The organism is Planococcus sp. ANT_H30 (assembly GCF_008369335.1).
GTDB lineage: Bacteria > Bacillota > Bacilli > Bacillales_A > Planococcaceae > Planococcus > Planococcus kocurii.
In genome coordinates, this window is sequence record NZ_VOBJ01000011.1 from 1 (window position 1) to 24,796 (window position 24,796).

26 protein-coding genes are annotated in these 24,796 nt (G+C 40.9%); 7 read left to right on the forward strand and 19 right to left on the reverse strand.

Annotation, left to right across the window (positions count from 1 at the left end; genetic code table 11):
* Both FQ085_RS18225 and FQ085_RS16195 read right to left on the reverse strand, forming a co-directional pair.
* Positions 1–205, reverse strand: a 205-nt coding sequence (locus FQ085_RS18225; protein WP_223145210.1) for a hypothetical protein, incomplete at its 3' end; no start/stop codon positions are given.
* 485 nt (positions 206–690) lie between these two features.
* Positions 691–1,557, reverse strand: a complete 867-nt coding sequence (locus FQ085_RS16195) for a nucleotidyltransferase-like protein (RefSeq protein WP_149457160.1) — start codon at positions 1,555–1,557, stop codon at positions 691–693.
* 263 nt (positions 1,558–1,820) lie between these two features.
* On the opposite strand from FQ085_RS16195, the gene FQ085_RS16200 reads away from it, so the two are divergent.
* On the forward strand, positions 1,821–2,174 hold the full coding sequence (locus FQ085_RS16200; protein WP_058385990.1) for a YgzB family protein: 354 nt from the start codon (positions 1,821–1,823) through the stop codon (positions 2,172–2,174).
* 96 nt (positions 2,175–2,270) lie between these two features.
* Here the strand turns inward: FQ085_RS16200 and perR are convergent, their stop codons facing one another.
* The 4 genes from perR to bcp all read right to left on the reverse strand — a co-directional run bounded on the left by perR (position 2,271) and on the right by bcp (position 4,820).
* Positions 2,271–2,714, reverse strand: a complete 444-nt coding sequence (gene perR / locus FQ085_RS16205; RefSeq protein WP_058385991.1) for a peroxide-responsive transcriptional repressor PerR — start codon at positions 2,712–2,714, stop codon at positions 2,271–2,273.
* A 121-nt stretch (positions 2,715–2,835) separates the two neighbouring features.
* Entirely contained in the window at positions 2,836–3,387 is a 552-nt protein-coding gene (locus FQ085_RS16210) for a cob(I)yrinic acid a,c-diamide adenosyltransferase (RefSeq protein WP_058385992.1), read from the reverse strand.
* Positions 3,388–3,389: 2 nt separating this feature from the next.
* Entirely contained in the window at positions 3,390–4,331 is a 942-nt protein-coding gene (locus tag FQ085_RS16215; protein WP_149457161.1) for a D-2-hydroxyacid dehydrogenase, read from the reverse strand.
* A gap of 12 nt (positions 4,332–4,343) precedes the next feature.
* Complete coding sequence (bcp, locus tag FQ085_RS16220; protein ID WP_058385994.1) at positions 4,344–4,820, reverse strand: thioredoxin-dependent thiol peroxidase; 477 nt, start codon at positions 4,818–4,820, stop codon at positions 4,344–4,346.
* Between the two features lie 125 nt (positions 4,821–4,945).
* Between bcp and FQ085_RS16225 the strand changes: the two genes are divergently transcribed.
* Both FQ085_RS16225 and FQ085_RS16230 read left to right on the forward strand, forming a co-directional pair.
* A complete protein-coding gene (locus FQ085_RS16225) occupies positions 4,946–6,232 on the forward strand; it encodes a glutamate-1-semialdehyde 2,1-aminomutase (RefSeq protein ID WP_058385995.1) in 1,287 nt (428 codons plus the stop codon).
* A 40-nt stretch (positions 6,233–6,272) separates the two neighbouring features.
* Positions 6,273–7,361 carry an FUSC family protein gene (locus FQ085_RS16230; RefSeq protein ID WP_149457162.1) on the forward strand — a complete coding sequence of 363 codons (1,089 nt, stop codon included), beginning with the start codon at positions 6,273–6,275 and terminating at the stop codon, positions 7,359–7,361.
* A gap of 34 nt (positions 7,362–7,395) precedes the next feature.
* Here the strand turns inward: FQ085_RS16230 and nikC are convergent, their stop codons facing one another.
* From nikC to mutY, 9 genes are all read right to left on the reverse strand, one after another.
* Complete coding sequence (gene nikC, locus FQ085_RS16235) at positions 7,396–8,283, reverse strand: nickel transporter permease (protein ID WP_058385997.1); 888 nt, start codon at positions 8,281–8,283, stop codon at positions 7,396–7,398.
* A gap of 17 nt (positions 8,284–8,300) precedes the next feature.
* A complete protein-coding gene (locus FQ085_RS16240; protein ID WP_058385998.1) occupies positions 8,301–9,305 on the reverse strand; it encodes an ABC transporter permease in 1,005 nt (334 codons plus the stop codon).
* 91 nt (positions 9,306–9,396) lie between these two features.
* The gene (locus tag FQ085_RS16245; protein ID WP_058385999.1) at positions 9,397–11,001 is read right to left on the reverse strand and encodes an ABC transporter substrate-binding protein; all 1,605 of its coding nucleotides are present in this window, start codon (positions 10,999–11,001) and stop codon (positions 9,397–9,399) included.
* A 29-nt stretch (positions 11,002–11,030) separates the two neighbouring features.
* The gene (locus FQ085_RS16250) at positions 11,031–12,014 is read right to left on the reverse strand and encodes an ABC transporter ATP-binding protein (protein ID WP_058386000.1); all 984 of its coding nucleotides are present in this window, start codon (positions 12,012–12,014) and stop codon (positions 11,031–11,033) included.
* Positions 11,989–13,008 (reverse strand): ABC transporter ATP-binding protein, encoded by a 1,020-nt coding sequence (locus tag FQ085_RS16255; RefSeq protein WP_058386001.1) that lies wholly within the window; start codon positions 13,006–13,008, stop codon positions 11,989–11,991. The genes FQ085_RS16250 and FQ085_RS16255 overlap by 26 nt, the downstream gene beginning before the upstream one ends.
* Positions 13,009–13,161: 153 nt before the next feature.
* Positions 13,162–14,907 carry an ABC transporter ATP-binding protein gene (locus FQ085_RS16260; RefSeq protein WP_149457163.1) on the reverse strand — a complete coding sequence of 582 codons (1,746 nt, stop codon included), beginning with the start codon at positions 14,905–14,907 and terminating at the stop codon, positions 13,162–13,164.
* Positions 14,908–14,966: 59 nt separating this feature from the next.
* A complete protein-coding gene (gene ntdP / locus FQ085_RS16265; RefSeq protein ID WP_058386003.1) occupies positions 14,967–15,512 on the reverse strand; it encodes a nucleoside tri-diphosphate phosphatase in 546 nt (181 codons plus the stop codon).
* A 103-nt stretch (positions 15,513–15,615) separates the two neighbouring features.
* The gene (gene fabL, locus FQ085_RS16270; RefSeq protein ID WP_149457164.1) at positions 15,616–16,362 is read right to left on the reverse strand and encodes an enoyl-[acyl-carrier-protein] reductase FabL; all 747 of its coding nucleotides are present in this window, start codon (positions 16,360–16,362) and stop codon (positions 15,616–15,618) included.
* Positions 16,363–16,364: 2 nt separating this feature from the next.
* Entirely contained in the window at positions 16,365–17,363 is a 999-nt protein-coding gene (gene mutY, locus FQ085_RS16275; RefSeq protein ID WP_410477415.1) for an A/G-specific adenine glycosylase, read from the reverse strand.
* Positions 17,364–17,560: 197 nt separating this feature from the next.
* Here mutY and FQ085_RS16280 point away from each other — a divergent pair, with 197 nt between their 5' ends.
* Positions 17,561–18,541, forward strand: coding sequence for a metal-dependent hydrolase (locus FQ085_RS16280; RefSeq protein WP_149457166.1), 981 nt, complete (start codon positions 17,561–17,563; stop codon positions 18,539–18,541).
* 447 nt (positions 18,542–18,988) lie between these two features.
* On the opposite strand, the gene FQ085_RS16285 is transcribed toward FQ085_RS16280, so the two are convergent.
* Genes FQ085_RS16285 through recX form a run of 3 tightly spaced genes read right to left on the reverse strand, consistent with a single transcriptional unit; the run spans position 18,989 to position 20,375 of the window.
* Positions 18,989–19,240, reverse strand: a complete 252-nt coding sequence (locus FQ085_RS16285; protein WP_058386008.1) for a YfhJ family protein — start codon at positions 19,238–19,240, stop codon at positions 18,989–18,991.
* A 3-nt stretch (positions 19,241–19,243) separates the two neighbouring features.
* The gene (locus FQ085_RS16290; RefSeq protein WP_149457167.1) at positions 19,244–19,576 is read right to left on the reverse strand and encodes a YfhH family protein; all 333 of its coding nucleotides are present in this window, start codon (positions 19,574–19,576) and stop codon (positions 19,244–19,246) included.
* Positions 19,569–20,375, reverse strand: coding sequence for a recombination regulator RecX (gene recX / locus FQ085_RS16295; RefSeq protein ID WP_149457168.1), 807 nt, complete (start codon positions 20,373–20,375; stop codon positions 19,569–19,571). The genes FQ085_RS16290 and recX overlap by 8 nt, the downstream gene beginning before the upstream one ends.
* Positions 20,376–20,479: 104 nt before the next feature.
* Between recX and FQ085_RS16300 the strand changes: the two genes are divergently transcribed.
* Positions 20,480–21,379 carry a TIGR01777 family oxidoreductase gene (locus FQ085_RS16300; RefSeq protein WP_149457169.1) on the forward strand — a complete coding sequence of 300 codons (900 nt, stop codon included), beginning with the start codon at positions 20,480–20,482 and terminating at the stop codon, positions 21,377–21,379.
* A 41-nt stretch (positions 21,380–21,420) separates the two neighbouring features.
* Positions 21,421–22,785 carry a 23S rRNA (uracil(1939)-C(5))-methyltransferase RlmD gene (gene rlmD / locus FQ085_RS16305; protein WP_149457170.1) on the forward strand — a complete coding sequence of 455 codons (1,365 nt, stop codon included), beginning with the start codon at positions 21,421–21,423 and terminating at the stop codon, positions 22,783–22,785.
* Positions 22,786–22,831: 46 nt separating this feature from the next.
* Here the strand turns inward: rlmD and FQ085_RS16310 are convergent, their stop codons facing one another.
* Positions 22,832–24,007, reverse strand: a complete 1,176-nt coding sequence (locus tag FQ085_RS16310) for an MFS transporter (protein ID WP_149457171.1) — start codon at positions 24,005–24,007, stop codon at positions 22,832–22,834.
* 79 nt (positions 24,008–24,086) lie between these two features.
* On the opposite strand from FQ085_RS16310, the gene FQ085_RS16315 reads away from it, so the two are divergent.
* On the forward strand, positions 24,087–24,473 hold the full coding sequence (locus FQ085_RS16315) for an OsmC family protein (protein ID WP_058386014.1): 387 nt from the start codon (positions 24,087–24,089) through the stop codon (positions 24,471–24,473).
* Positions 24,474–24,796: the final 323 nt, after the last annotated feature.

A 24,796-nucleotide genomic window follows, 5' to 3' on the forward strand; every position in this document is an offset into this window, starting at 1 on the left:
AGCGTTCGTCCTGAGCCAGGATCAAACTCTCCATTATAGAGTAGTGTTGATTGCTCAATACTGCTGGCGTATCGCCGTCCGAAGACGCACGATTCGCTTTGATCTGCGTGATGCTGATCAGTAAGTTGTAGTCACGAACACCGAGAAGGAAAACAACTTTGCTCTGATTGCCATAAGGCAAACTTCGCAAAAGCCGTTCTCGCACCGAAGTGCTCGTGACGTCTTTCGTTGACGTTTTGCTGTTCAGTTTTCAAGGTTCAATGTGTTCGTTCTGTAAAAGCAACTTCTCTAATTTAACATTGTCTTCCGAGAGAGTCAAGCTTTTTTATTATTGTAAAAAACTTAATTTCTCTTAGCGACGTGTATTATCATAATACAGATCCACTTAATATGTCAACGGTTAAAGCAAAATAATTTCAAAAATATTACTCGTCTTAATAAATAAGCTGTTAAATCATTATTCTTTAGTGAATTCTAGCAAAAAAAAGCTGTCACTAAAGTCCAAATATCCGACTTTCAGTAACAGCTATCAATTCAATTCAGTTCTTGGCACTTATTTTGTCTCTACATATCTTTGTAATCCCCTTAACTGCTCCAGTCTTCCTAACTTTATCGCTAAGGGAAAAGCGCAACAACGCGCATTTCATTTTTCTATCATTCGAAAGAGCATTCACTTCTCTAAATCACCCTTTATTTTTTTACGTAATAATACCTGTGGAAAATCCCTTCACTCTTGGTCGTTACCCCGTTAATAAAAATCAATTCTTTGTCTACTAAATATTCGATGAACACTTCAAGATCAGAAGAATAGTTTTTCAATTCTTCTTGCTCGTGTAACTCCTGTATCGTCCAGCTACTTTGTTTCTCCATAACTTCTCTTATATGAAGAGCACCGTCTTGTGTCCGCGAATGAATATAAAATTCACTCGCTAAAAATAACAATTCTAGCCGTTTATCAATAGGCTCATCACTCGAAATCAATTCTTCGTAGAGTTTGTAGATGGCGGGTTCCATTTGTTTAACTTGCGACCAAACAGTCACTTCTGGAGGCAAACCATTTTCTAGCACTGCCAATCGCGCTAAATGATGTAGCGACTCAACCATATGATTATAGGCATCCATGTAGTTCTTTTCTTCAAAAAACACTTTTCCTTCCATATAACGACGAATGAGTTTTGCAAATTCCATACCCATCTTGATTTTCCGTCCATAGAAAGGATAGTCTTTTAGCTCGGTCTTTAACTTTTCCATGAATTCGTTCCGGTCGTAGATTACGCGACCATAAAACAACCAGTCAACAATTTTTCGATTTGTCCCTAGCAGCAGCCATTTATGTAATTGCTTTTCGGTAACGATGTGCATTGCTGCTTTTTTAGCTAGATACGTATAATGTTTTGTAAATACGGGTGTCTCGTTTTCCTTGGTGATAATTAACAAGATCGAATCGAACGTATCTGTAATCTGACTTAGCTTTTCTCTTTTTTCAACTAAGATCACGCCAAGTGTACTTTCTTGGCTGGCACGTTCTTGATAAATAGGTCGTAGTATTTGTTCCATTTGTTTTCACTCCTTGCTGTCTCTATCGCATTCTGCTATAAAGCTGAACAGAGTCGTTAGTTATAAACTACAGCTTGTTTTCATTTCCCCATCGTCTGCTAGACTTTGCCATTCTCTTTTTCTCAAACCTTACTGTCACTTTCATTGATTCCTACCCTTCTTTATTTCGACATATTTATTACGGATTCCTTCATTTGAAAACCGATATCACTTTTTAAGAACATTTATGATATAGTATGATGGATGCAAGGAGGAAATAAATCATGAAACCTTATAAAAATAAAATCAATCGCATTCGGACGTTTGCGTTAGCGCTAATCTTCATTGGTATCGTCATTATGTATGTCGGCATCTATTTTAGAAATCACCCTATTGTCATGGTGATTTTCATGTTGCTTGGTGTTGTAGCGATTATTGGCAGTACAGGTGTCTATGCTTGGATTGGGTTGCTGTCTATGAAAACCGTACCCGTGGAATGTCCTAACTGTGGAAAACATACAAAAATGCTGGGTCGCGTAGATATTTGCATGCATTGTAACGAGCCATTGACAATGGATCGCTCTCTTGAAGGAAAAGAGTTTGATCAAGACTACAATAAAAAAAGTTCACAACATTAAAAACAACCAGCGAATGAACATTTCGCTGGTTGTTTTTCACTGCATAAAAAAGAGCTTACCGCTAATTGCAATAAGCTCTTTTTACTTTTTAGAAATTTATTGGGCTTTTGCCGTTTCGCTTAAGCAATTCTGGCATGTTCCATAAATTTCGAGACGGTGATAATCCACTTGGAATCCAGTCACGTGAGAAGCTAGATGTTCAACCTCATCAAGTCCGGGATAATGGAAATCAACAATCTTTCCGCAATCATTGCAGATAATATGGTAATGATCATGTGTCACAAAGTCGAAACGGCTTGAAGAATCTCCATAAGTCAGCTCTTTTACCAATCCCGCTTTTCTGAACACCCGTAAATTATTATAAACAGTTGCAACACTCATATTAGGAAACGTTTTTTCAAGCGCGCGATAAATGTCATCCGCTGTTGGGTGTGTTGTCGAGTGAATCATGTACTCCAAAATCGCATGGCGTTGGGGCGTGATTCTTACACCTGTTGACTTCAAAGCATCAAGCGCGTCTTTTAATTGTACTTCAGACATCGCCGTGCACCTCACTTCATAGATATTCTTACATTATAATCGTTATAAACAGTGTACCTAATGAAAGTGCTAGATGTCAAGAAATCACTATATGCCCACCGGTCGCTACGCATCTCTTACTTTATTTTTCATGTAGTCCTTTTTCTTTACGGCCAAGGCGCTGGTTAACAAGGCGTGCTGCAACAAACAAAAAGTCGGATAAGCGATTTAAATACGCCAAAACTAGTGGAGAAACGTCCGTTCCGGTGGATAAAACCGTCCGTTCCGCTCTTCTGACGACAGTCCTAGCCACATGAAGTGTCGCACCCGACGGATGTCCTCCTGGCAAAATAAAGTTAGTAAGTGAAGAAACTTTTGCATCGTAGTGGTCCACCCATTGTTCTAGCTTTGAAATATCTTGTTCTGTTAGTTTCCATTTTACTTGTTTGCCTTTTGGCGTAGCGAGTTCAGCCCCTACATGGAATAAGGTCGTTTGGATTTCATGGAAAACTTCACATAGTGCTTCTTTTTCTTCAAAAAACTCCGTAGTCATATGCCCTACCGATAAACCGATCAAGGAGTTTGCTTCATCACAAGTTCCATATGCTTCAACTATCGCATCATTTTTCGCCACTCGCACTCCATAAACTAACGAAGTAGTCCCGTTATCCCCCGTCTTCGTATAAATTTTCATGCTCAATACCCCTTTTCCATGTCAACCAGATTAGTTGGAACGGTTCTATTGACGAGCCATTTTTTGAGATTCGGTATAAATATATCTAAGGTACGCTCTACATACTTGCTAGATTTACTTGAGATGTGAGGTGACACGACGACATTATCCATTGTCCAGTAAAGATGATCCTCCGGAAGCGGTTCCTGCTCAAAGACATCTAAAACCGCAGAAGCAATCTCTTCTTTTTGCAGTGCATTCAAAAGAACTGCATCAGCGACTAAATCGCCTCTTCCGAAATTCATAAAGATGGCTGTTTTTTTCATTGCTTTGAAATGCTCTTCCTTTAATAGATATTTTGTTTCAGTTGTACTCGGCAAAATTGATATCACATAATCTGCCTGCGATAGTTTTTCAAGAATTGCTTCGAATGAGATCATTTCATCCATATGAGGTGCCTGTGTTCCTGAACGGTTGCAACCAATCGTTTTGACACCAAACGCCTGCAGCAATCGACCGATTTCTGAACCAATCGCGCCCGGTCCAAGGATCAACGCTGTCGAATCTTTCAATTCAACAGAACCTACTCTTCTATTCCAATCTTGGTTGCGCTGATTTTGATAAATTAACGGCAACGAGCGCTCGAGAGATAAAAGATGAGCCAGAACAGATTCAGCCATAGGGATTTTGTGAATGCCTTTAACGTTAGACACCGTAATGTCACGATTCTTAATAGCTTGATGAGGCAGTTTTTCGATACCGGCACTAGCTACCATAAGCCACTGCACATTTTTAGCAGCGTCAATATCTTCTGCCGTTAAATCTTCTCCATAAGTGACGATAACGTCTGCAGACGCTAAACGTGTTTTATCTTTATAGAGAAAATAGAACTCAATTTTGGGGAATTCAGCTTTCAACCTCTGTTGTTGATCTTCTTTTGGAACGAATGTAAACAGAATCTCCATAACTCTCTCTCCTTATTGATCGCTAATTGTTTTCAAGGTTTCTAAAACGTCTTGGATATGATTGGGTACTTTAACTTTGCGCCACACGTTAACGATTGTTCCTGTCGGATCGATTAAATAAGTCGCGCGTTCAATGCCCATAAACTTTTTCCCGTACATATTTTTTTCTACCCAAACCCCATACTCTTCTGAAACTTGATGATCTTCGTCGACCAACAATGAAAATGGCAAACCATGTTTTTCGATGAATTTATTGTGGAGATCTTCTGAATCTGCACTGACCCCGAGAATCACAGCGTTGAGTGCTGAAAAATCAGCTTGCGAATCGCGGAAGTCACAAGCTTGCGTTGTACAACCGGGCGTCATATCTTTCGGATAAAAATAAAGAACCACATATTTACTACCAGAAAAATCCTTTAGAGAAACAGTCTCTCCCGCTTCGTTTTTTAACGAAAAGTCTGGTGCTTGCACACCGGTTACTGCTGACATCTTCATCACTCCTTTTCTTTTCCTTATCGTACCGAACCCAAGCGCTAGTTTCAATTTCTTTGGCGTTTATGCACAAGATTGTCTACAATAAAGAATAGACTAACCAATAGGAGGCAATTCACCCAATGAATCATTCAACTTCAGAAAAGCTTCACGCAGAGGCATTACAGCACATTGTGGGTGGCGTCAACAGCCCATCAAGATCCTTTAAAGCAGTAGGTGGCGGATCTCCCGTCGCGATGGAACGTGGCAAAGGCGCTTATTTTTGGGACGTCGATGGCAATAAGTACATAGATTATTTAGCGGCATATGGCCCTATCATCACAGGACATGCACATCCGCACATTACGCAAGCAATTACGCGTGCAGCGGAATCCGGACTGCTTTACGGAACTCCAACGCGCCACGAAATTACATTTGCTAAAATGTTAAAAGAAGCGATGCCGAACATGGACAGAGTACGTTTCGTTAATAGCGGAACTGAAGCTGTCATGACAACAATTCGCGTTTCACGCGCATACACCGGACGAACAAAGATCATGAAGTTTGCTGGGTGCTATCATGGCCACTCTGACTTAGTACTAGTTGCTGCAGGATCTGGTCCGGCAACACTAGGCACTCCTGATTCAGCAGGTGTTCCAAAATCAATCGCAGAAGAAGTTATCACAATTCCTTTCAATGATATTGAAGCATTTTCAGAAGCCATGGACCGCTGGGGCGAAGAAATAGCTTGTCTTTTAGTCGAACCGATTGTCGGTAATTTCGGAATCGTTGAACCAAAAGAAGGCTACCTGAAAGAAGTTCATCGCATCGCTCACGAAAAAGGTGCGTTAATTGTCTATGACGAAGTCATTACAGCTTTCCGCTTCCACTACGGCGGTGCACAAGACATGCTCGGCTTAGTCCCAGACCTGACAGCACTCGGTAAAATCATCGGTGGCGGACTGCCAATTGGTGCTTATGGTGGAAAAAAAGAAATTATGGAAACGGTCGCTCCTTTAGGTCCCGCCTATCAAGCTGGAACAATGGCTGGAAATCCTGCTTCGATTCAAGCTGGGATTGCTTGTTTAGAAGTACTTGGCGAAGACGGAGTGTATGAAAAAATGGATCAACTGGGTGCACAGCTTGAACAAGGTATTTTGTCAGCTGCTGAAGAATTTGGTGTAACCATTACCGTTAATCGCTTGAAAGGTGCATTAACTATTTACTTTACGGATGTAACAGTGGAAAACTACGAACAAGCTGAAAAATCGGATGGTGAAATTTTTGGTCGCTTTTTTAAATTGATGCTCGCTCAAGGTATTAATCTAGCTCCATCAAAATATGAAGCTTGGTTTTTAACTACTGAACATACAGAAGAAGATGTAGAATTTTCTATCCAAGCAGTACGTGAGGCGTTTAAACAGTTATAATTAATGAAAATCATTTTTTAAGGAAGGAGTCCTTAAGTACATGAAATTAGGCGCACGTATTTTTAAAACTGGCGTGGCCATTTCTATGGCCCTGTATCTGGCCAATTTACTTGGATTGCCTTCCCCTGTTTTCGCAGGAGTGGCAGCGATTTTCGCTATCCAGCCATCTATTTACCGTTCTTACTTAACATTACTCGATCAAATTTATGGAAATTTGATTGGTGCAGCAATAGCCATTGTTTTTGTATTAACAATTGGCAGTAATTACTTCACTATTGGTGCGGCAGCGATTTTAGCAATTATTGTTATGTTGAAATTAAAGTTGGACAAACCTGTTCCGTTAACTTTAGTGACAATCATTATTATCATGGATTCTTCTCACTCCACCGACTTTTTAACTTTTGCTTCTTTACGATTTGGTACTGTGCTTCTTGGAATTATATCTGCCTTTATCGTGAACATGATATTTTTGCCACCTAAATACGAAACCCGTTTGTTTACGTCTATCCATTCGGTTAGTGAAGAAGTGATTCGATGGATTCGCGTTTCCATTCGTCATGCATCGGACCACGTATCTGTTAAAGAAGATATTGAGAAACTGACAGAGAACCTAGTACAAGTTGATCAATGGTATTCGTTTTACAAAGAAGAACGAAGCTATACTAAAAAGCAACAGTATGCGAAAGCACGAAAACTGGTGCTTTACCGTCAAATGATTGCTACATCGAAAAAAAGCCTCGAAGTATTAAAGCGACTCAATCGCTTTGAAAACGAATTGATGGAGCTTCCTCGACATTTTCATATGATGATACAAGAACGATTAGAAAGTTTAGCCAGTTACCATGAACAACTTTACATGAAGTATGTTGGCAAACTACGCCCTGAGCATAGCGAAGGTTCAGGCAAAGATGCCATTATAAAACGGACTGAAGTGATGACAATTTTTATAAAAGAAATAAACTTAGCACACGAAGAACAGGATGATGAATTTTCGGTTTATCATTTAATGCATGTGTTATCAGCTATTTTGGATTACGAAGAACAATTAGAGCATTTGGATTTGCTCATTATTGCGTATTTAAATTACCATTCCGAAGAAGTAGACAGCAATCTTGAAAACTCCATATAAAAAAAGTGTGAGGCAAAGTTGCCTCACACTTTTTTTATGATTTCATTCGTGGATCTAATGCATCACGCAAACCGTCACCCATCAAGTTAAAGCCAAGTACAGTTAGCATAATCGCAACACCCGGGAAAATCATTGTCCAAGGGGCATTCGTTAAATACGAACGTGAGTCTGCCAGCATTTTGCCCCATTCTGGAGAAGGAGCTTGTGCACCTAATCCTAAGAAACCTAGTGCTGCTGCTTCAATAATCGCAGTTGCAATTGCTAATGTTCCTTGAACAATAACAGGTGCCATGGAATTTGGTAAAATATGCGAAATAAGAATACGGTTATCTTTCATACCAATCGCTTTCGCAGACATAATGTATTCATCTTCTTTAATACTTAATACTTTCGAGCGAATCAAACGACCAAAGTTTGGCACGTTAATAATAGCGATGGCTATAAGTGCATTACGTAAAGACGGTCCAAGAACCGAAACAACTGCAATGGCCAATAAAATACTCGGAAACGCTAACATAATATCAAAGATACGTGAAATAATTGTATCTACCCAACGTCCGTAATATCCTGCTAAAATCCCTAAAATACTGCCTACAATGACGGAGCCAATAACTGCTAAAAAGCCAACCCATAACGAAATTCGGGCACCATAGACAACTCGCGATAAAATATCTCTTCCAAAATCGTCCGTCCCCATCCAATGCGCGGAAGAAGGGGGCAGAAGCCGTTGAGACAGATTTTGCTCATTGATGCCTTGCGATGTTAGAAGCGGCCCAAAAATTGCTAGCAGGATAAAGAAGATAACAATTCCCATTCCAATAACCGCAACTTTACTTTTACGGAAACCGCGCCAAGCCTCTTTCCAAGGGCCAGCAACTTTTTGCATTTTTACTTGATCTTGTTTGTCTACTGTTTCAGCCATAATACGTCTCCCCCTTCCTAGTCATATTTAATGCGTGGATCAACCAAACCGTAAAGCAGATCGACAAACAAATTAATCATAACGAAAATAAATGCAACGATTAATATACCTGACTGGATAACCGGATAATCACGGAAGCCAATCGCTTCGTAAATATAACGTCCGATTCCAGGCCAGCCGAAAATGGTTTCTGTCAAAATAGCACCACCAAGTAGCAATCCCATTTGAAGTCCAATAATTGTCAATACAGGAATAATCGCATTTTTAAGCGCGTGTTTGTAAACTACCCAAAACATTGACAAACCTTTCGACCGAGCTGTTCTGACGTAATCCGAACGCATTACTTCTAGCATGCTCGACCGAGTCATTCTAGCAATAATTGCCATTGGTATCGTCGCTAATGCGGTCCCCGGCAATACAAGATGTTTTAACACAGTCGATAATTGATTAAAATCTCCCGCAAGCAATGTGTCAATGACGTAAAAACCAGTCATAACATCCACAGGATCTCGAACATTTTCACGCCCTGTTGTTGGAAGAATTCCAAGTTCAATTGAGAAGATCCATTGGTTCATTAAACCCAACCAGAAGATTGGCATCGATACTCCGATTAACGCAATAATCATTGCTAAATAATCGAACCATGAATTTTGAAACCAGGCTGAAATAATGCCGGCATTGATTCCGATAATAACGGCAATGATAATAGCAAATAAAGAAAGTTCGATTGTTGCAGCCAAATATGGCCATACTTCATCTACAACAGGCGTTCGTGTACGAAGCGATTCTCCCAAATCACCAGTAACTAATCCTTTTAAATAATCAAAGTACTGAATATACCAAGGATTATCCAACCCCAAATTTGTTCGTAATGCCTTTATTGCTTCTTCGGATGCTTGCTGACCAAGAATAACTTGTGCAGGGTCACCAGGAATGGCACGGATGATCATAAAGACGATAAATGTCATACCGAGTAACACTGGGATCAACTGTAGAAGCCGTCTTCCGATATAGTGAAGCATCTTCTTCACCTCTCCATCTCTAACAATATGCAATATGTATAGCAGTAAAAAAAACGAGAGGAAATCATTCCGACTTCCTCCCTTGAATTGCCTACTCTAAATCTACTCCAGCCAACTTGTCAGAACCTGTTGGATGCGCTTTAAAATCAATTACGTTTTTCCCACCAGCTAATAGCGGTGTAGAATGTGCAAGTGGAACCCAAGGAGCATCATCATGGATGATTTCTTGAGCTTGCATGTATAATTCATTTCTCTTATCTTCCTCAACTTCTGATTGTGCTTGAATTAAGATATCGTGCAATTCCTGATTTTCATAGTACGTGTAATTGTTAGTACCAACATTGTCTTGGTCAAGTAATGCATACAAGAAGTTATCTGCATCGCCGTTATCGCCAGTCCATCCAAGTAAGAATGCATCAGCTTCTCCGTTTGCAGCTTTCTCTAGATAAGTAGCCCATTCAAATGACACGATTTTAGCAGTTACGCCAACGTCAGCCAAGTTCTTTTGAATCGCCTCAGCTACTTTTTGACCATCCGGCATATATGGACGGGGAACTGGCATTGCATAAAGTTCCATTTCAAATCCATCTGGAAGACCCGCTTCGGCTAATAATTCTTTTGCTTTTTCAGGGCTGTATTCGTAATCTTCAATACTGTCGTTATATCCACTAATAACTGGTGGAATCGGGTTTTTCGCTACTTCTGCACGTCCTTCAAAAAATGCGTCTACAATCGCTTGTTTATCGATTGCATGGTTGATCGCTTGGCGTACTTTTGGATCATCAAATGGTTCACGTGTTACAGTCATTCCAAGGTAGCCAACGTTCATAGATGGGCGTTCATACAATTGAAGATCTGCATTTCCTTCAATTGTTTTACCATCAGACGGTGTAATGCCGTCTGCCAAATCAATTTCACCTGACAGTAAAGCGTTTAAACGAGCTGAGTTATCTGGAATCGCGCGGAATACCACTTGATCTAGTTTCGGCTCGCCATCTACCCAATAATCATCAAATTTTTCGATTGTAATTGTATCATTGCGTTTCCATTCAACAAATTTGAATGGACCAGTTCCGACCGGATTGTCACCGAAAGAATCCCCTGCTTCTTCAAATGCAGTTGGCGATGCAATCGCGAACGGGCTCATTGCTAGGTTTTTAAGGAATGGTGCTTGTGGACGATTTAATGTGAAAACAACTTCATAATCGCCAGTTGCTTCAACAGATTTGATAACATGTCCTTCCTCATCACCATAACCACCGAACATAGAACCGTAATATGGGAATTTCTCGCCGTCACCAGCTGCCCAACGTTCAAAGTTTTTCACAACAGCTTCTGCATTAAAATCAGTGCCATCATGGAATTTAACGCCTTCTTCTAATGTGAACGTATATGACAATCCATCTTCAGAAGGTTCCCATTTAGATGCTAACGCTCCTTCGATTTCTGTGTCCTGTTCACCAAAATTCACTAATGTATCAAAAATGTTTTTTGTAACTTTAAAAGATTCCCCATCTGTTACAGTAATTGGATCAAGTGACACCGAGTCGCCTCCGCGTCCAAAGATCAATTGCTTCTCTTCAGCAGAGCCACCTCCGTCTTCTTTTGAACCTTCATCAGAACTACAGCCATAAAGAGCTGTTGAAACTAACAAAAGCAATAAAAATGTCCACGACAAGAACTTTTTCTTCCCCAAATTAACCCCTCCGTTTTTTCTATTTATTATCATTGCGGCCTGGATTCTTCGTAAAGATGACAGGCAACAGAATGACCTTTTTCAACTTCCGCAAAAATCGGTACGACTTGTGAGCAAATGTCCATTTTGAACGGACAGCGCGTATGAAATCTACAGCCACTTGGCGGATTTGCTGGACTTGGAACATCTCCAGTAATAACGACTTCTTCCCGGACAAATGCGGGATCTGGTACCGGTACTGCAGCCAATAGAGCTTGCGTATACGGATGCAATGGTTTTTCGTATAAATCTTCAGTATTGGCAAGTTCCGCCATTTGCCCGAGATACATAACACCTACGCGGTCACTAATATGGCGAACTACTCCTAAATCATGAGCAATAAAAATATAAGTCAGCTTCAGCTCTTTTTGTAGATCTTGCATCAAGTTTAATACTTGTGCTTGAATTGATACGTCAAGTGCCGAAACGGGTTCATCTGCAATAATCAGTTTTGGATTTGTCATTAAGGCGCGTGCAATCCCGATGCGTTGCCTTTGACCACCACTAAATTGATGCGGATAACGTTTAGCGTGGTAACTACTCAATCCGACAATTTCCAAAAATTCGTGCACTTTTCTTTTCCGTTCTTTTGGATCGCCTATATTATGAACATTAAGCGGTTCCATTAAAATCTTCTCAATGGTATGACGTGGATTTAATGAAGCGTAGGGATCTTGAAAGACCATTTGAATATCGCGACGGGCTTTGCGCATGTCGTGATTTGATAAACTGGTCAATTCCTGTCCATCAAATGTCACAGTGCCTTCTGTTGGTTCCAAAAGACGCATCAACATGCGACCTGTTGTGGACTTTCCACAACCTGATTCACCAACGATTCCCAGTGTCTCCCCTTCTTGAACTGTAAACGACACATCATCTACAGCTTTTACATGATTGCTAACTTTCCCTAAAATTCCCGATTTAATCGGGAAATACTTTTTTAATCCTTCAACTTTTAACAACGGTTCTGTCATGAGACTGTACCTCCTTCGGATCGAATAGGAAACAGCGTGTTTGATGATCTTCCGCTGTTTGGTACAGCTCTGGATTTTCTACGGTGCAGCGATCAAAAGCAAATTCACAACGTGCTGCGAATTTGCAGCCTGTTTTTATCGCTCCCGGTTTGGGAACGTTCCCAGGAATCGAATACAATCGCTCTTTTTTAAAACGCATATCTGGAACTGATTCAAGTAAGCCTTTTGTGTAGGGATGTTGTGGGTCGTTAAAAATCGTGTGGACCGGACCTTCTTCGACTACTTTTCCGGCATACATAACGACTACCCGCTCACAAGTTTCAGCTACTACACCTAAATCATGAGTAATTAATAGCACTGCTGTATTTAACCGTTCGTTAAGATTTTTGATCAATTTCAGAATTTGAGACTGAATCGTTACGTCAAGCGCTGTTGTCGGTTCGTCTGCAATCAATACTTTCGGATCACATAACAAAGCCATTGCAATCATGACTCGTTGACGCATTCCGCCTGATAATTGATGTGGATATTCTTTCATCAACCCTTCAGGTCGAGGCAAGCCTACCAAATTCATCATTTCAATTGCTCTTTCTTGCACCTGTTTTTTTGACCAATCTTTTTTATGAATTTTAATCGCTTCACGAAGCTGATTGCCAATTGTAAACAACGGGTTTAACGACGTCATCGGTTCCTGAAAAATCATTGCGATATCATTTCCTCGGATTCCTCGCATTTCTTTCTCGGATAATTTCGTTAAATCTTTATCCTGAAATAAAATTTCGCCGTTCGTAATTTTCCCAGGAGGACTTGGAACTAATCCCATTATGGAAAGTGACGTCACACTTTTACCACATCCGGATTCCCCAACAATTCCAAGCACTTCCCCTTCTCGTATATGAAAATCTACATTATCTACTGCTGGTATCTCTCCATCGTCTGTGAAAAAGGTTGTTTGTAATCCTTTAACGTCTAAGATGGTTTTGCGTTCATTCATGATGCTCCCCCTTTTACACAAAAATGATTCAGAACATTCTCCTTCTTTTAATTATACGTAATATTATTATTAATGCAATATCTTATTTGTATTTGCTGGAAGTCGAAGACATCACAAAAGAGCCTCCAAAATAATGGAGGCTCTTCGTGTCAATCAATTAAAATGTTGAACTTGGAATAAGTTGTAATATACTCCTTGCTGTTTCATCAGTTCTGCATGCGTACCATTTTCAGCAAGTTTACCATGATCGATGACCAAAATTTGGTCTGCATGAGTAATTGTTGAAAGGCGATGTGCAACAATTAAGGTTGTGCGGTCATGTGCCAAACGTTCTAGTGAATCTTGAATCAATGCTTCACTTTCAAGGTCTAGTGCTGAAGTGGCTTCGTCTAAAATAAGAATCGGTGGATTTTTCAAGAAGACACGTGCAATCGCGACACGTTGTTTTTGTCCACCCGACAATTTCACTCCGCGTTCTCCAACTTTGGTGTCGTAGCCTTCAGGCAGCTGCGAAATAAATTCATCTGCATTGGCAGCTTTGGCTGCTGCAATTACTTCTTCGTCTGTTGCCTCTGGTTTGCCCATCAGGATGTTTGCTTTTACCGAATCGCTAAAGAGAATAGAATCCTGTAGCACTAATCCAATCTGATCACGTAACGTATGAGTCGTGACGTCGCGCAAATCGTGACCATCCATGAAGATCCCACCACTCGTAACATCGTAGAATCTCGGAATCAAGGAGACAATCGTAGATTTTCCACCACCGCTCATTCCAACAAATGCGACAGTCTCTCCAGGTTTCACTGTAAAGTTCAAATTAGATAATACGTTATTTCCACCATCGTTGTAATGGAAAGAAACGTCTCGGAATTCCAATTTGCCGTCAACCACTGCTAAATTATGTGCTTGTTCTTTATCAGTCACGTCGTAGTCCTCATCGATCAATTCGAAAACACGATCCATAGAAGCTAGTGACTGCACCAAAGTCGTTGAAGAATTGACTAAGCGGCGAAGTGGACTATAAAGTCGTTCAATATAAGCAATAAACGCTACCATTGTCCCGAGTGTTAAATTGCCTTCAATTACTTGATAACCGGCGTAGCCGATAACCAATAGCGGAGCAACATCCGTAATCGTATTGACTACAGCGAATGCTTTAGCATTCCATTTCGTATGATCAATAGCTTTTTCTAGAAATTGATTATTGGTATCGTTGAAAATTTTCTGCTCGTGCTTTTCGAGTGCAAAACTTTTAATGATACTCATTCCTTGAACACGTTCATGTAAATAGCTTTGAACATTAGCTAAAGCCTGAGAACGTGCACGCGTCAAGTCGCGCAAACGACCAAAGAAATATTTGACGCTGAATGCATAGAACGGAAATGCCAGTAATGCAACAATAGTTAACGAAACGTCCATAGAAAGCATGATCGCAATGGCGATGAGAATCGTTGCCAGATCCAGCCACACGTTCATTAAGCCAATCATGACAAAGTTTTTGGTTTGCTCAACGTCGTTAATGATACGTGAGATAATTTCACCCGCTCGTGTGTTCGCGTAATAGCGCAGGCTTAACCGTTGCAAATGGCCATATAAATAGCCACGGATATCATAAAGAATCTTATTGCTGACATACTGCGCGTAATATTGACGGTAATATTCAATGGGTGGACGCAATAAGAAAAAGACGATTGCGGTTCCGCCAAGCCATAAATATAGCTGGTTCAACTTTTCGGCATTAGATAATGCATCCGCTCCAATAATGTCGTCAATGACGATTTTGATTAGTAGCGGAATAAAAAGTGGGATGGCAAATTTGAATATCCCAATGACAATTGTTAACGCAATCTGCCAATAATACGGTTTGACAAACTGCATATAGCGTTTCACACTACTCAAATTTCTCACTCCATTCTATTCAAAACGAAAAACCTGTTGGCAAGCAACAGGTTTTCATTTTAATCACGAATCCGATTTTGTCTATGAAATTCATAGCGATTCGTCCATACTTCGATAAAGTCCTGGGCAAATGGTCCTCTGCGCTGTTTGATCCAGCCAATCAGTTTTTCAACATTTCGATGAAGAATTTGATCGATCACATCAGGATAACCCATTTGTCGCTTATGGTCTTCATATTCGTCTTCATCCAACAGCGTGTAAGACATGTCTGGAAACACTTTGACGTCTAAGTCATAATCGATGTATTTCAACGAGCCATTATTATAAACGAATGGAGAACTGACATTGCAATAATAATAAACACCGTCGTCTCGGAGCATACAGATGATGTTAAACCAATGTTCTGCATGAAAATAGCAGATTGATGGTTCGCGCGTCAACCAAGTTCGGCCATCAGATTCTGTCACTAGCGTCCGTTCATTTGCACCAATTACAATATTATTCGTACCTTTCAGTACAGTTGTTTCCTGCCAGACACGGTGGATTCGGCCGTTGTGCTTGTAACTGTGGATTTGGATTGTTTCACCCTCCGCAGGAATCGCCATGTACTATCCCACCTTCTTGTCTAAGCCATTATTTATCTGCTATTTCAGTATTATATCAACCAATTCTGAAAACATACAGCAATAAGGCATAAGGACCAAAGGATTACATAACGACTGAGCGACCTCCATCGACAATAATCGTTTGACCACGGATCATATCCGAGTCGGGAGAAATCAAGAACAAAGCAGCTTTGACCATATCATCAACCTCAACCATACGGCCTGCTGGTGTATTAATCCGTGCATCATTCAATAAATCATCACGGTTTGGAAAATGTTTTAACGCGTCTGTATCGAGTGCTCCACCGGATACTGTATTGACCGCAATTCCAAGGGGCGCCATTTCTACAGCTAAATAACGTGTCAGTGATTCTACAGCTGCTTTTGAAACACCTATCGTCGTATAATTTTCCAAATAGCGAATTGAACCTAATGAACTAATACCAACAATTTTACCGCCTTTGTTCATTAACTTTGCAGCTTCTTGAGCACCAAATAACATGGCTCTTGCATTAATGTTCATCGTCCAGTCCCAATGAGATTCTTCTAGTTCCATAATCGGTCGTAAAACACCAGAAGCCGCATTGGATACGAAAACATCCAGTCTCCCAAATTCTTCTTTAATGGTCTGGAACATGCCACGCAGTTTCTCAACATCTCCTACATTAGCGCGAACCAGCAAAGCTTTTTGTCCTCGTGCTTCAATTTCTTTTACAGTTTCAAGCGCAGCCGTTTTGCTACGCGCGTAGTTGACGACGATATCGTATCCTTGTTCAGCCAGTGCGATTGCCAGTGCTTTGCCTAGCCCTTTACTGCTACCTGTTACTAATGCTACTTTTTGTTCTGTCATGACTATACATCTCCTCTTTGCTGTAAAGCTGTTTTCATTTTTTGAACCGGTCCTGCAACCGGCAATAACTCTAACTCTTCTGCCGTCACCCATCTCATGCGATCTAGTGCGACTATGTCTTTACTATCGGCAATAAAACCGTCCACGTTCCATGTTAAATGAGAAAAGACATGTTTGAAAGAAGTAATTTTTTCAGCTTTGTCCACGACGCCTTTTAACCTTTCGGACAATTGCTCTTCGATTTCTAGCGGTAGCGCATCTATGGCTGTTTCTAACAGCGGGAACTGCCACATATTCGCTAATAATCCACTTTCTGGTCGCTGTTCCATAAGGAATTTATCTTCATTGCGTATGGCTACCATTGCGTATTGCAATGATTTGGTTTTCTTAGCTTTCGTCTTAATCGGCAATTCATTTTGCTTTCCTTCGTGGAAAGCAGCACAATGCTCTCGCACAGGACATAACAGACATTTCGGCGAAGTGGGCGTACAGATCAAAGCACCCAACTCCATTAATCCCTGATTAAATGAAGAAGGATCCTCATGGCTGATAATTTCTGTGACGGCTTCTTCAAAAATTTTGCGCGTCTTTGGCTTCGCGATATCTTCTTCAATCAGTAAAATTCGCGACAACACACGCATAACGTTGCCATCTACTGCATGCTCTGGAATACCATAAGCAATGCTTAATACCGCTCCTGCTGTATACGGACCCACACCTTTTAAAGAAGAAATTTCTTTTCGACTATTTGGAACGATACCACCATAGTTCTCAGCTACTTCTTTGACTCCAGCTTGTAAATTGCGTGCACGCGAGTAGTAGCCTAGCCCTTCCCATTGTTTCAGTAAAATTTGTTCATCTGCTTGTGCCAAGTCATTCAAAGTGGGAAATTTTTCGATAAAGCGTTTATAATAAGGAATAACCGTATCTACACGGGTTTGCTGTAACATAATTTCTGAAATCCAGATTTGATAAGGATCTGCTGTACGTCTCCAAGGCAAATCTCTCTTTTCCGCTGCAAACCAACTAATCAAGTCATTTTGAAATTGCTTTTTTTCTATTTTAATGGTTATTTCCTCCGTTCAGCTTGATTATTCGAATCCTTTTCCGGGTATATATGACAATGAGGAATCTGTTTATTTTAACAAAAAAATTTAGTTTTTCATAAACATAACTTCTCTAGAGAGGAGATGAGACAATGGATACAGGTACTCATATTGTCATGGGTGTCGCCCTTGGTGGCCTCGCAATGGCCGATCCCGTCGTCGCCAGTCACCCCGTTACCATGACCGCTGTTATTTCTGGTGTTATTATTGGCTCGTTAGCGCCAGATGTTGATACTGTTTTAAAACTGCGAGATAACGCTGTTTATATTCGCCACCATAGAGGTGCAACTCATTCGATTCCGGCAGTATTGTTATGGCCGTTGCTTATAGCAGGTGCGATTTCTCTGATTTTTCCAGAAGCTAATCTACTGCATTTATGGCTTTGGTCTTTCTTGGCTGTCTTTATCCATGTGTTCGTCGATATTTTCAACTCGTATGGTACACAAGCCTTAAGGCCAATCTCTAACCGCTGGATTGCGCTTGGTGTCATTAACACCTTTGATCCGATTATTTTTGGTGCACACGTGCTGGCTTTAACGATATGGGCATTTGGCGCTGATCCTGTTTGGACCATTAGCATCCTGTATATTACCTTATTCTTCTACTATCTTGCACGTTTTGCGCTACAAGCCGCAATTAAAAAAGCCGTTCTCAACACCATCCCAGGTGCTTCTGCCGTTTTTGTGGCACCGACGATGCGTTTTTTTCACTGGCGTATTGCTGCCGACACTGAACGTCACCATTATGTCGGCCGTGCATATGGGCGAACAATCAACATCTACGATAAATTTATGAAAAAAGAAATGCCTGAAAATAACTTGATTCAAGCAGCAATGAAAGACAAAAACATAGCTGCATTCATTTCGTTTTCTCCATTGTACCGTTGGGAAATCAACGAGTACGGCGACATTTTCGAAGTGCGATTGATTGACCTGCGCTATCGCAGCAATGATTATTATCCATTTGTTGCTGTAGCTCATTTGGACAAAGAATGTAAAATTATCAATTCGTATACGGGCTGGATTTTTAGCGAAGACAAGTTAAGAAAAAAACTAGATTTTAGCCATAACTAGAAAACGCACACCCTAGGGTGCGCGTTTTCTTTTTTATGCTAACAACAAAAAACTTTCAGAAATGTACCGATTTGCGCTTTTCTTTGTCTAGGCTCCTGCGCCCAACACCTTGGGTCATAAGTCATCCCGGCTGTGCGGCCAAATGCGCCGCTCTGCCAGTCTGTCTTATGCCTGTCGGTGCTACACGGGCGCTTGCGCTTTTCTTTGCCCAGACTCCAGCGCCCAGATCCTCGGGTCATAAGTCACTCCGGCTGTGTGACAAAGAACGCCACTCCGCCAGCGCGTCTTATGCCCGTCGAATCTACACGGGCGCTTGCGCTTTTCTTTGTCCAGACTCCAGCGCCCAGATCCTCGGGTCATAAGTCACTCCGGCTGTGTGGCAAAGAACGCCACTCCGCCAGCGCGTCTTATGCCCGTCGAATCTACACGGGCGCTTGCGCTTTTCTTTTAGTCGTTTAAAAGATGTGCATATTTCGGATTCGTTCCGGCAAATTCATGAATTTTGTCGCCATAGCTGTCGATCCACTGTCGCATGACTTTTTCAACTACTGCGGTCCCTTGGTAATCGTATCCTGCTTTGGCGTAAGACGATTCAAAGTCAGATGCTAGTAGTTCAACCCATGTCCGTGCTTTCTCTTCTGTAAGATTCGGATTTTTTTCCTGTAACTCAATTGTTAGTTGATCGATAATTTCTTTCATCTTTTACTTCCCTTCTTTCAATGGACGCAGCATCGAAATAGGCAGCGCCTCTGTAAATTTTTCTCCACCCATTCGGTAACCCCAAGCAAAACGACCTTTTAAATAATCGATTTGAAAATAGACATTTGGGTCTCCTTCAATGCGGTATATCTCGCCTTGTTTAAAATCAGCGGGATCCAGCATATAAGCTGCTGCCATCATGGCTTTTCGCTCGAGTACTGCGAATTCATTGACGATGCCTAGTTGCTCAGCTTTTCTAGCTTTTTCTTTTAAGTTAGCAATTTCTCCGCGAAGTTCATGCTCTGTCATGTCACTGTATGGTTTTTTCTCAGTCATCTTCAAGCTCCTTCTTATCTAGATAGTCGTTGATTACTTCACTTGGAAATCCCTTTTGGTAAAGTCCTTGCTTAACTTTCGATTTCAAATCATAGCCGGACAGTTTTGAACTGTGCTTGCGCCATAACTTATCGCCTTGTTCTGCGACAATTTCCAACCACTGATCATCATTTTTCTCAAGGTCAAGTTCTTCAATTGCTAGTTTAATCAACGAATAGTTATAGCCTTTTCTCATCAGGGTGTCATTAATTTTTTGATGGATTTGGCTTGGCGTTTTCATCTTTTCTTTAAGTGCAATTTTCTCTGCAAGGCCTTTGGCAATTTCCAATTGCTCTTCTTCGGAATAGGAATCTAAGACGTCTTTTTGCGTCTGTTTATCAATTCCTCTCTTTTGCATATCTTGCTGGATTGCGCGCGGACCTTTTTTTCCTGATTTGATTTGGGTTCTCATCAGCGCTTCTGAAAATTGTTGATCATCTAAAAAACTATGGACATATAGTTTCTTAATCGCTTCATCTATTACGGCATCTCCGTATTCTTTTTCTTTTAACTTTTGGCGTACTTCTCCTTCGCTTCGCATACGGAAGCCAAGGTAATAAAGAGCTTTATTATAGGCTTTTCGGACTTCGTCTTCGAAGTTAACTTCTTCGATGGTCCATTGGTCCAGCTCTTTGCCTTTTGTCAGCTGATACCTAATAAGCACCGCCTCATCCACGCTAAAAGCATATTTATCTTCGAAAAAGATATTATACCTTTCAGGGTTTTTCTTTCCCTGTGTGATTTTTGAAATAATCGGCATTTACTGGCACCTCTCTTCTCCTTATATTATACACCTTCAGGACAAAAAATGGCATAGCTTAGAGCCATTAAGGGTATGCTAACAAGAAACAGGAGGAGATGGAAATGAAAGTAGCAATTACAGGTGGCACAGGATTCGTTGGCAAAGAATTGACTCGCTTACTACTTGATCGAGGCGATGAAGTAGTTATTTTGACGAGAAATCCAAAAACGACAGCCAATAAAATTACATACGTCAAATGGCTGGAGAAAGATGCTGTTCCAGAAAAACAATTAGAAGGCGTTGATGCTTTTGTTAATTTGGCTGGTACTTCTATTAACGATGGTCGATGGAGTGAAGAACAGAAAAAAATGATTTACTCAAGTCGGATGGATGCCACGAATGAATTATTGCGCATTATTCACAAGCTAGAGAAAAAGCCGAAAGTTTTAGTAAACGCCAGTGCTGTCGGTATTTACCCACCATCTCAAACGGTTACTTATACTGAGGCTTCTGCCGAACTTGGTTCAGACTTCTTGGCACAAACGGTTCGTGATTGGGAAATTTTAGCTCATCGCGCTGAAGAAGATGGATTACGTGTAGCGTGTGGGCGTTTCGGCATTGTTCTTGGGAAAAATGGAGGGGCTTTACCTTTAATGGCTTTGCCTTATAAAATGTTCGCTGGCGGCACTGTTGGGTCTGGTAAACAATGGCTGTCATGGGTTCATATTAAAGACGTCGCTCGGGCATTAGCTTTTGCACTCGATACTGATCAATTAAGCGGCGCCTTTAATGTCACCGCTCCAAGTCCAAAACAAATGAAGGATTTTGGCAAGGAAATTGCCCATACACTTGGACGGCCGCATTGGATTCCTGTCCCATCATTTGCTATGAAAGCTATCTTAGGGGAGAAGAGTCAGCTAGTTCTTGAAGGCCAACGAGTCCTGCCTACGGTTCTTCAGCAACATGGTTTCCAATTCAAGTTTTCTAATTTACGATCAGCACTGGCTGATATCTATAAATAAGACTATAATGGGGAGATGATTAACTGAAGGATGTGAGATCCATGAACGATAAACCTAGTATTGAAGAAGGCCAGAAAATTCCGATGACCATTAAACGACTCGGCATTAACGGCGAAGGCATTGGCTATTTTAAACGTAATGTCGTATTTGTTCCAGGAGCTCTTCCAGGTGAAGAAATCGTGGCGCAAGTAACTGTAGTCAAGCGCAACTTTGCACAAGCACGCATTATTAAAATATTAAGCGCTTCTCCCCATCGTCAGACACCACCTTGTCCAATTTATGAAGCATGCGGCGGCTGTCAATTGCAACACATGACGTATGATCAGCAATTAGTTGAAAAGCGGGATCTTGTCGTACAGGCATTGGAGCGCTACCTAAAAGGGACGACCGTGCATGTTGAGAAAACCATCGGCATGGAAGAACCGTGGCGTTACCGCAACAAGAGCCAATTCCAGACACGCTTAAAAGGCACAAAAGTTATCGCAGGATTGTTTGCAGAAGGCTCTCATCAACTTTTGGATATTGATGAATGTATCGTTCAGCACCCCGATACAACGGTCATTACGAACGCAGTCAAGCGAATTTTGGAAGAATTGAAAATGCCAATATACGATGGCAAGACGATGAAAGGCATTATCCGTACCATCGTTGTCCGCACTGGTGTTAGAACGGGTGAAATTCAGCTGGTCTTAGTGACGACACGTTCGAAGATTCCACAAAAAGAATTATTAATGGAACGTCTGAAAAAAATCGATACAAACTTAGTATCAATCGTTCAAAACATCAATAAAGAAAAAACTTCTTTGATTTTTGGAGACGAAACGATTACATTGTTCGGCAAAGATACGATCCACGAAGAGTTAGGCGAATTGGCATTCGATTTGTCAGCACGTGCCTTTTTCCAACTAAATCCGACACAAACCGTCAAACTATACGATGAAATCAAACGCGCTGCTGAATTAACTGGACAAGAAACGGTCGTCGATGCTTATTGTGGCGTCGGAACGATTGGACTTTGGTTAGCAGACCGTGCTAAAGAAGTTCGGGGCATGGACGTTTTACACGAAAGTGTGGTTGACGCTAAAGCCAATGCCAAAGCACAAGGCTATACAGCAAAATATGTTACAGGTACAGCCGAGAAATGGTTGGAGCTTTGGAGCAACGAAGGATTTGTTCCGGATGTGTTAACCGTAGATCCACCACGTACTGGACTTGCCGATTCACTTTTGCAAACTATTTTAAAAGTAAAACCGAAGCGTTTTGTTTATACGTCTTGCAATCCTTCCACTTTAGCAAAGGATTTACAGCAATTAACTAAAATCTACCGCATTGAATACATTCAACCGGTCGATATGTTCCCACAAACAGCGCAAGTAGAATCTGTTACAAAATTAGTACTGAAATAAAAAAAGCTGATGCTAGAGGTATACCTCTAGGCATCAGCTTTTTTTGTTAAGCATTACTCGTTTTCACTGGATTTTTCAGGGCAATCGGTACTGTAATTATTAGTAAAATACCAGCGATGAGCAGCAGAAAACTTACCCCTCCTGAGAATTGAACAAATAATCCACCCATTGTAGGTCCTGCTAAGCTGCCAATACTAAATCCGATTCCACATAACAAGTTCCCTGTTGGCAATAACTCTTTTGGCATCAAATCTGCCATATAAGATATACCCAGTGAAAATGTTGAACCAACAAACATGCCCGCTACTGCAAAAAATCCAACAGTTACCCAAGCATTCGATTCATAAAAGCTAGCAGTGGCAAAAACTAGCGCTCCACCGGCCAATGCTACTAACAGTACTTTTTTTCGACCGATGCGATCACTCAAATTCCCAAGTGGCAATTGCGTAACAATCGCTCCTGCTGAAAAAGCGGCTAGCATAATCGAAACCATTTCAACTTCAATAGACTGACGAAGCGCATAAACTGGATAAATGGCATTGAGTGAAGCTTCTAAAAACCCATAGCCCAGCGGTGGAAGAAAGGCAACCCAAGCAATGAGGATGGCTGCTTTAAATCGTCCTACCGTACCTTTTGCTGTCATGGCACTTCCCGTAACTTCAGGAAAATCATTTCTAAGCAAAAAAACCAATGACCAAGCTAGCAAACACAATAAACCTGAAATGATGAATGGAAGAGCTTCAAACACTTCCACCATCGGAACAAATAGTGGACCCGCTCCAAAACCGATACTGAAAGACATCCCATAAATCGCGATATTACGTCCTAACCGGTGGTGTGGCGACGTACTCGTAATCCAAGTTTGCGTTGAAAAATGTAAGGCTTGATCACCAATACCAATTAAAATACGCAACACAAACCAAAACAACACTGATTTCCATAACGGAAAAAGAAAAAGCGATACAACAACTAATCCTCCGCCTACTAAAATCAACGGTTTGTAACCAAATTTTCGCAATTGCGGTTCCATAAAAGGCGCGATTACTAATGTTCCAATATACAAACCTGTGGCACTCAAGCCATTTAATGCGGAAGATACACCATCCTGTTCAAAAATAACTGCGATTAATGGCAGCAGCATGCCTTGTGAAAAGCCTGAAATCGAGACAATGGCAACAAGAATCCAAAATCGGCCACGCTCACTTTTTGAAAATTTCTTCATAATGCCTCCTCGAACAAGCATGTTCTTTTGTATTTAATAAGATTTCAGATACAATTCTAACATAGGGAGGCGTTACAAGATGAACTATTCAATGAATGAAAACGGCTTTACAGGGCATTTGCCTTTTGGTGACATCCAAATTTCAGGCGACGAGGAATATGGTTTTAGACCTTATCAATTATTGATCTCTTCGTTGGCTGTATGTAGTGGTGGGGTTATGAGAAAAGTCCTCGATAAAATGAGGATGCCTGCTAAAGATATTCAAATCGAAGTAACAGAAGTTGTTCGCAATGACGAAGAAGCTGGTCGTGTGGAAAAAATTCATTTACACTTTACGATTACTGGTGACATTGACGAAAAGAAAATGGCGCGTGTTATGGAATTAACTCGAAAAAACTGCTCAATGGTTCAGTCGGTAAAGGATTCTATCGAAATCATTGAAAGCTTTGAAGTTCGTCAAACATGATAAAAGGCTCAGTCTATATCTGATGTCAGATTAAGGATGAGCCTTTTACAGTTTATATACAGTTAAGTTATCTTTCATAAATGCCATTTTCGGCTAAGACGCCGGTGAAATGTGCGAACCGCCTCCTTCGAATTTTCTGATGCTGTGATGTGGTTTCGCTGATTCCCTTCGGCCTCCCCTCTCTTTTGATTAACCTTAACTTAACACAAACTTTATATTAAGTAAATATTCAAAATAGTAAAACTAGTAAAATAATTAGTTCTACCTATAGTTATTGAATTCGTCTCCATTATCCGTTACGATTAATAGGCGAAATGAGGTGT

Excerpts from the sequence above, each read along its gene's own strand:
- FQ085_RS16195 (WP_149457160.1), bottom strand. The coding sequence starts at position 1,557 with ATGGAACAAATACTACGACCTATTTATCAAGAACGTGCCAGCCAAGAA.
- FQ085_RS16200 (WP_058385990.1), top strand. The coding sequence starts at position 1,821 with ATGAAACCTTATAAAAATAAAATCAATCGCATTCGGACGTTTGCGTTA.
- perR (WP_058385991.1), bottom strand. The coding sequence starts at position 2,714 with ATGTCTGAAGTACAATTAAAAGACGCGCTTGATGCTTTGAAGTCAACA.
- FQ085_RS16210 (WP_058385992.1), bottom strand. The coding sequence starts at position 3,387 with ATGAAAATTTATACGAAGACGGGGGATAACGGGACTACTTCGTTAGTT.
- FQ085_RS16215 (WP_149457161.1), bottom strand. The coding sequence starts at position 4,331 with ATGGAGATTCTGTTTACATTCGTTCCAAAAGAAGATCAACAACAGAGG.
- bcp (WP_058385994.1), bottom strand. The coding sequence starts at position 4,820 with ATGTCAGCAGTAACCGGTGTGCAAGCACCAGACTTTTCGTTAAAAAAC.
- FQ085_RS16225 (WP_058385995.1), top strand. The coding sequence starts at position 4,946 with ATGAATCATTCAACTTCAGAAAAGCTTCACGCAGAGGCATTACAGCAC.
- FQ085_RS16230 (WP_149457162.1), top strand. The coding sequence starts at position 6,273 with ATGAAATTAGGCGCACGTATTTTTAAAACTGGCGTGGCCATTTCTATG.
- nikC (WP_058385997.1), bottom strand. The coding sequence starts at position 8,283 with ATGGCTGAAACAGTAGACAAACAAGATCAAGTAAAAATGCAAAAAGTT.
- FQ085_RS16240 (WP_058385998.1), bottom strand. The coding sequence starts at position 9,305 with ATGCTTCACTATATCGGAAGACGGCTTCTACAGTTGATCCCAGTGTTA.
- FQ085_RS16250 (WP_058386000.1), bottom strand. The coding sequence starts at position 12,014 with ATGACAGAACCGTTGTTAAAAGTTGAAGGATTAAAAAAGTATTTCCCG.
- FQ085_RS16255 (WP_058386001.1), bottom strand. The coding sequence starts at position 13,008 with ATGAATGAACGCAAAACCATCTTAGACGTTAAAGGATTACAAACAACC.
- ntdP (WP_058386003.1), bottom strand. The coding sequence starts at position 15,512 with ATGGCGATTCCTGCGGAGGGTGAAACAATCCAAATCCACAGTTACAAG.
- fabL (WP_149457164.1), bottom strand. The coding sequence starts at position 16,362 with ATGACAGAACAAAAAGTAGCATTAGTAACAGGTAGCAGTAAAGGGCTA.
- FQ085_RS16280 (WP_149457166.1), top strand. The coding sequence starts at position 17,561 with ATGGATACAGGTACTCATATTGTCATGGGTGTCGCCCTTGGTGGCCTC.
- FQ085_RS16285 (WP_058386008.1), bottom strand. The coding sequence starts at position 19,240 with ATGAAAGAAATTATCGATCAACTAACAATTGAGTTACAGGAAAAAAAT.
- FQ085_RS16290 (WP_149457167.1), bottom strand. The coding sequence starts at position 19,576 with ATGACTGAGAAAAAACCATACAGTGACATGACAGAGCATGAACTTCGC.
- recX (WP_149457168.1), bottom strand. The coding sequence starts at position 20,375 with ATGCCGATTATTTCAAAAATCACACAGGGAAAGAAAAACCCTGAAAGG.
- FQ085_RS16300 (WP_149457169.1), top strand. The coding sequence starts at position 20,480 with ATGAAAGTAGCAATTACAGGTGGCACAGGATTCGTTGGCAAAGAATTG.
- rlmD (WP_149457170.1), top strand. The coding sequence starts at position 21,421 with ATGAACGATAAACCTAGTATTGAAGAAGGCCAGAAAATTCCGATGACC.
- FQ085_RS16310 (WP_149457171.1), bottom strand. The coding sequence starts at position 24,007 with ATGAAGAAATTTTCAAAAAGTGAGCGTGGCCGATTTTGGATTCTTGTT.
- FQ085_RS16315 (WP_058386014.1), top strand. The coding sequence starts at position 24,087 with ATGAACTATTCAATGAATGAAAACGGCTTTACAGGGCATTTGCCTTTT.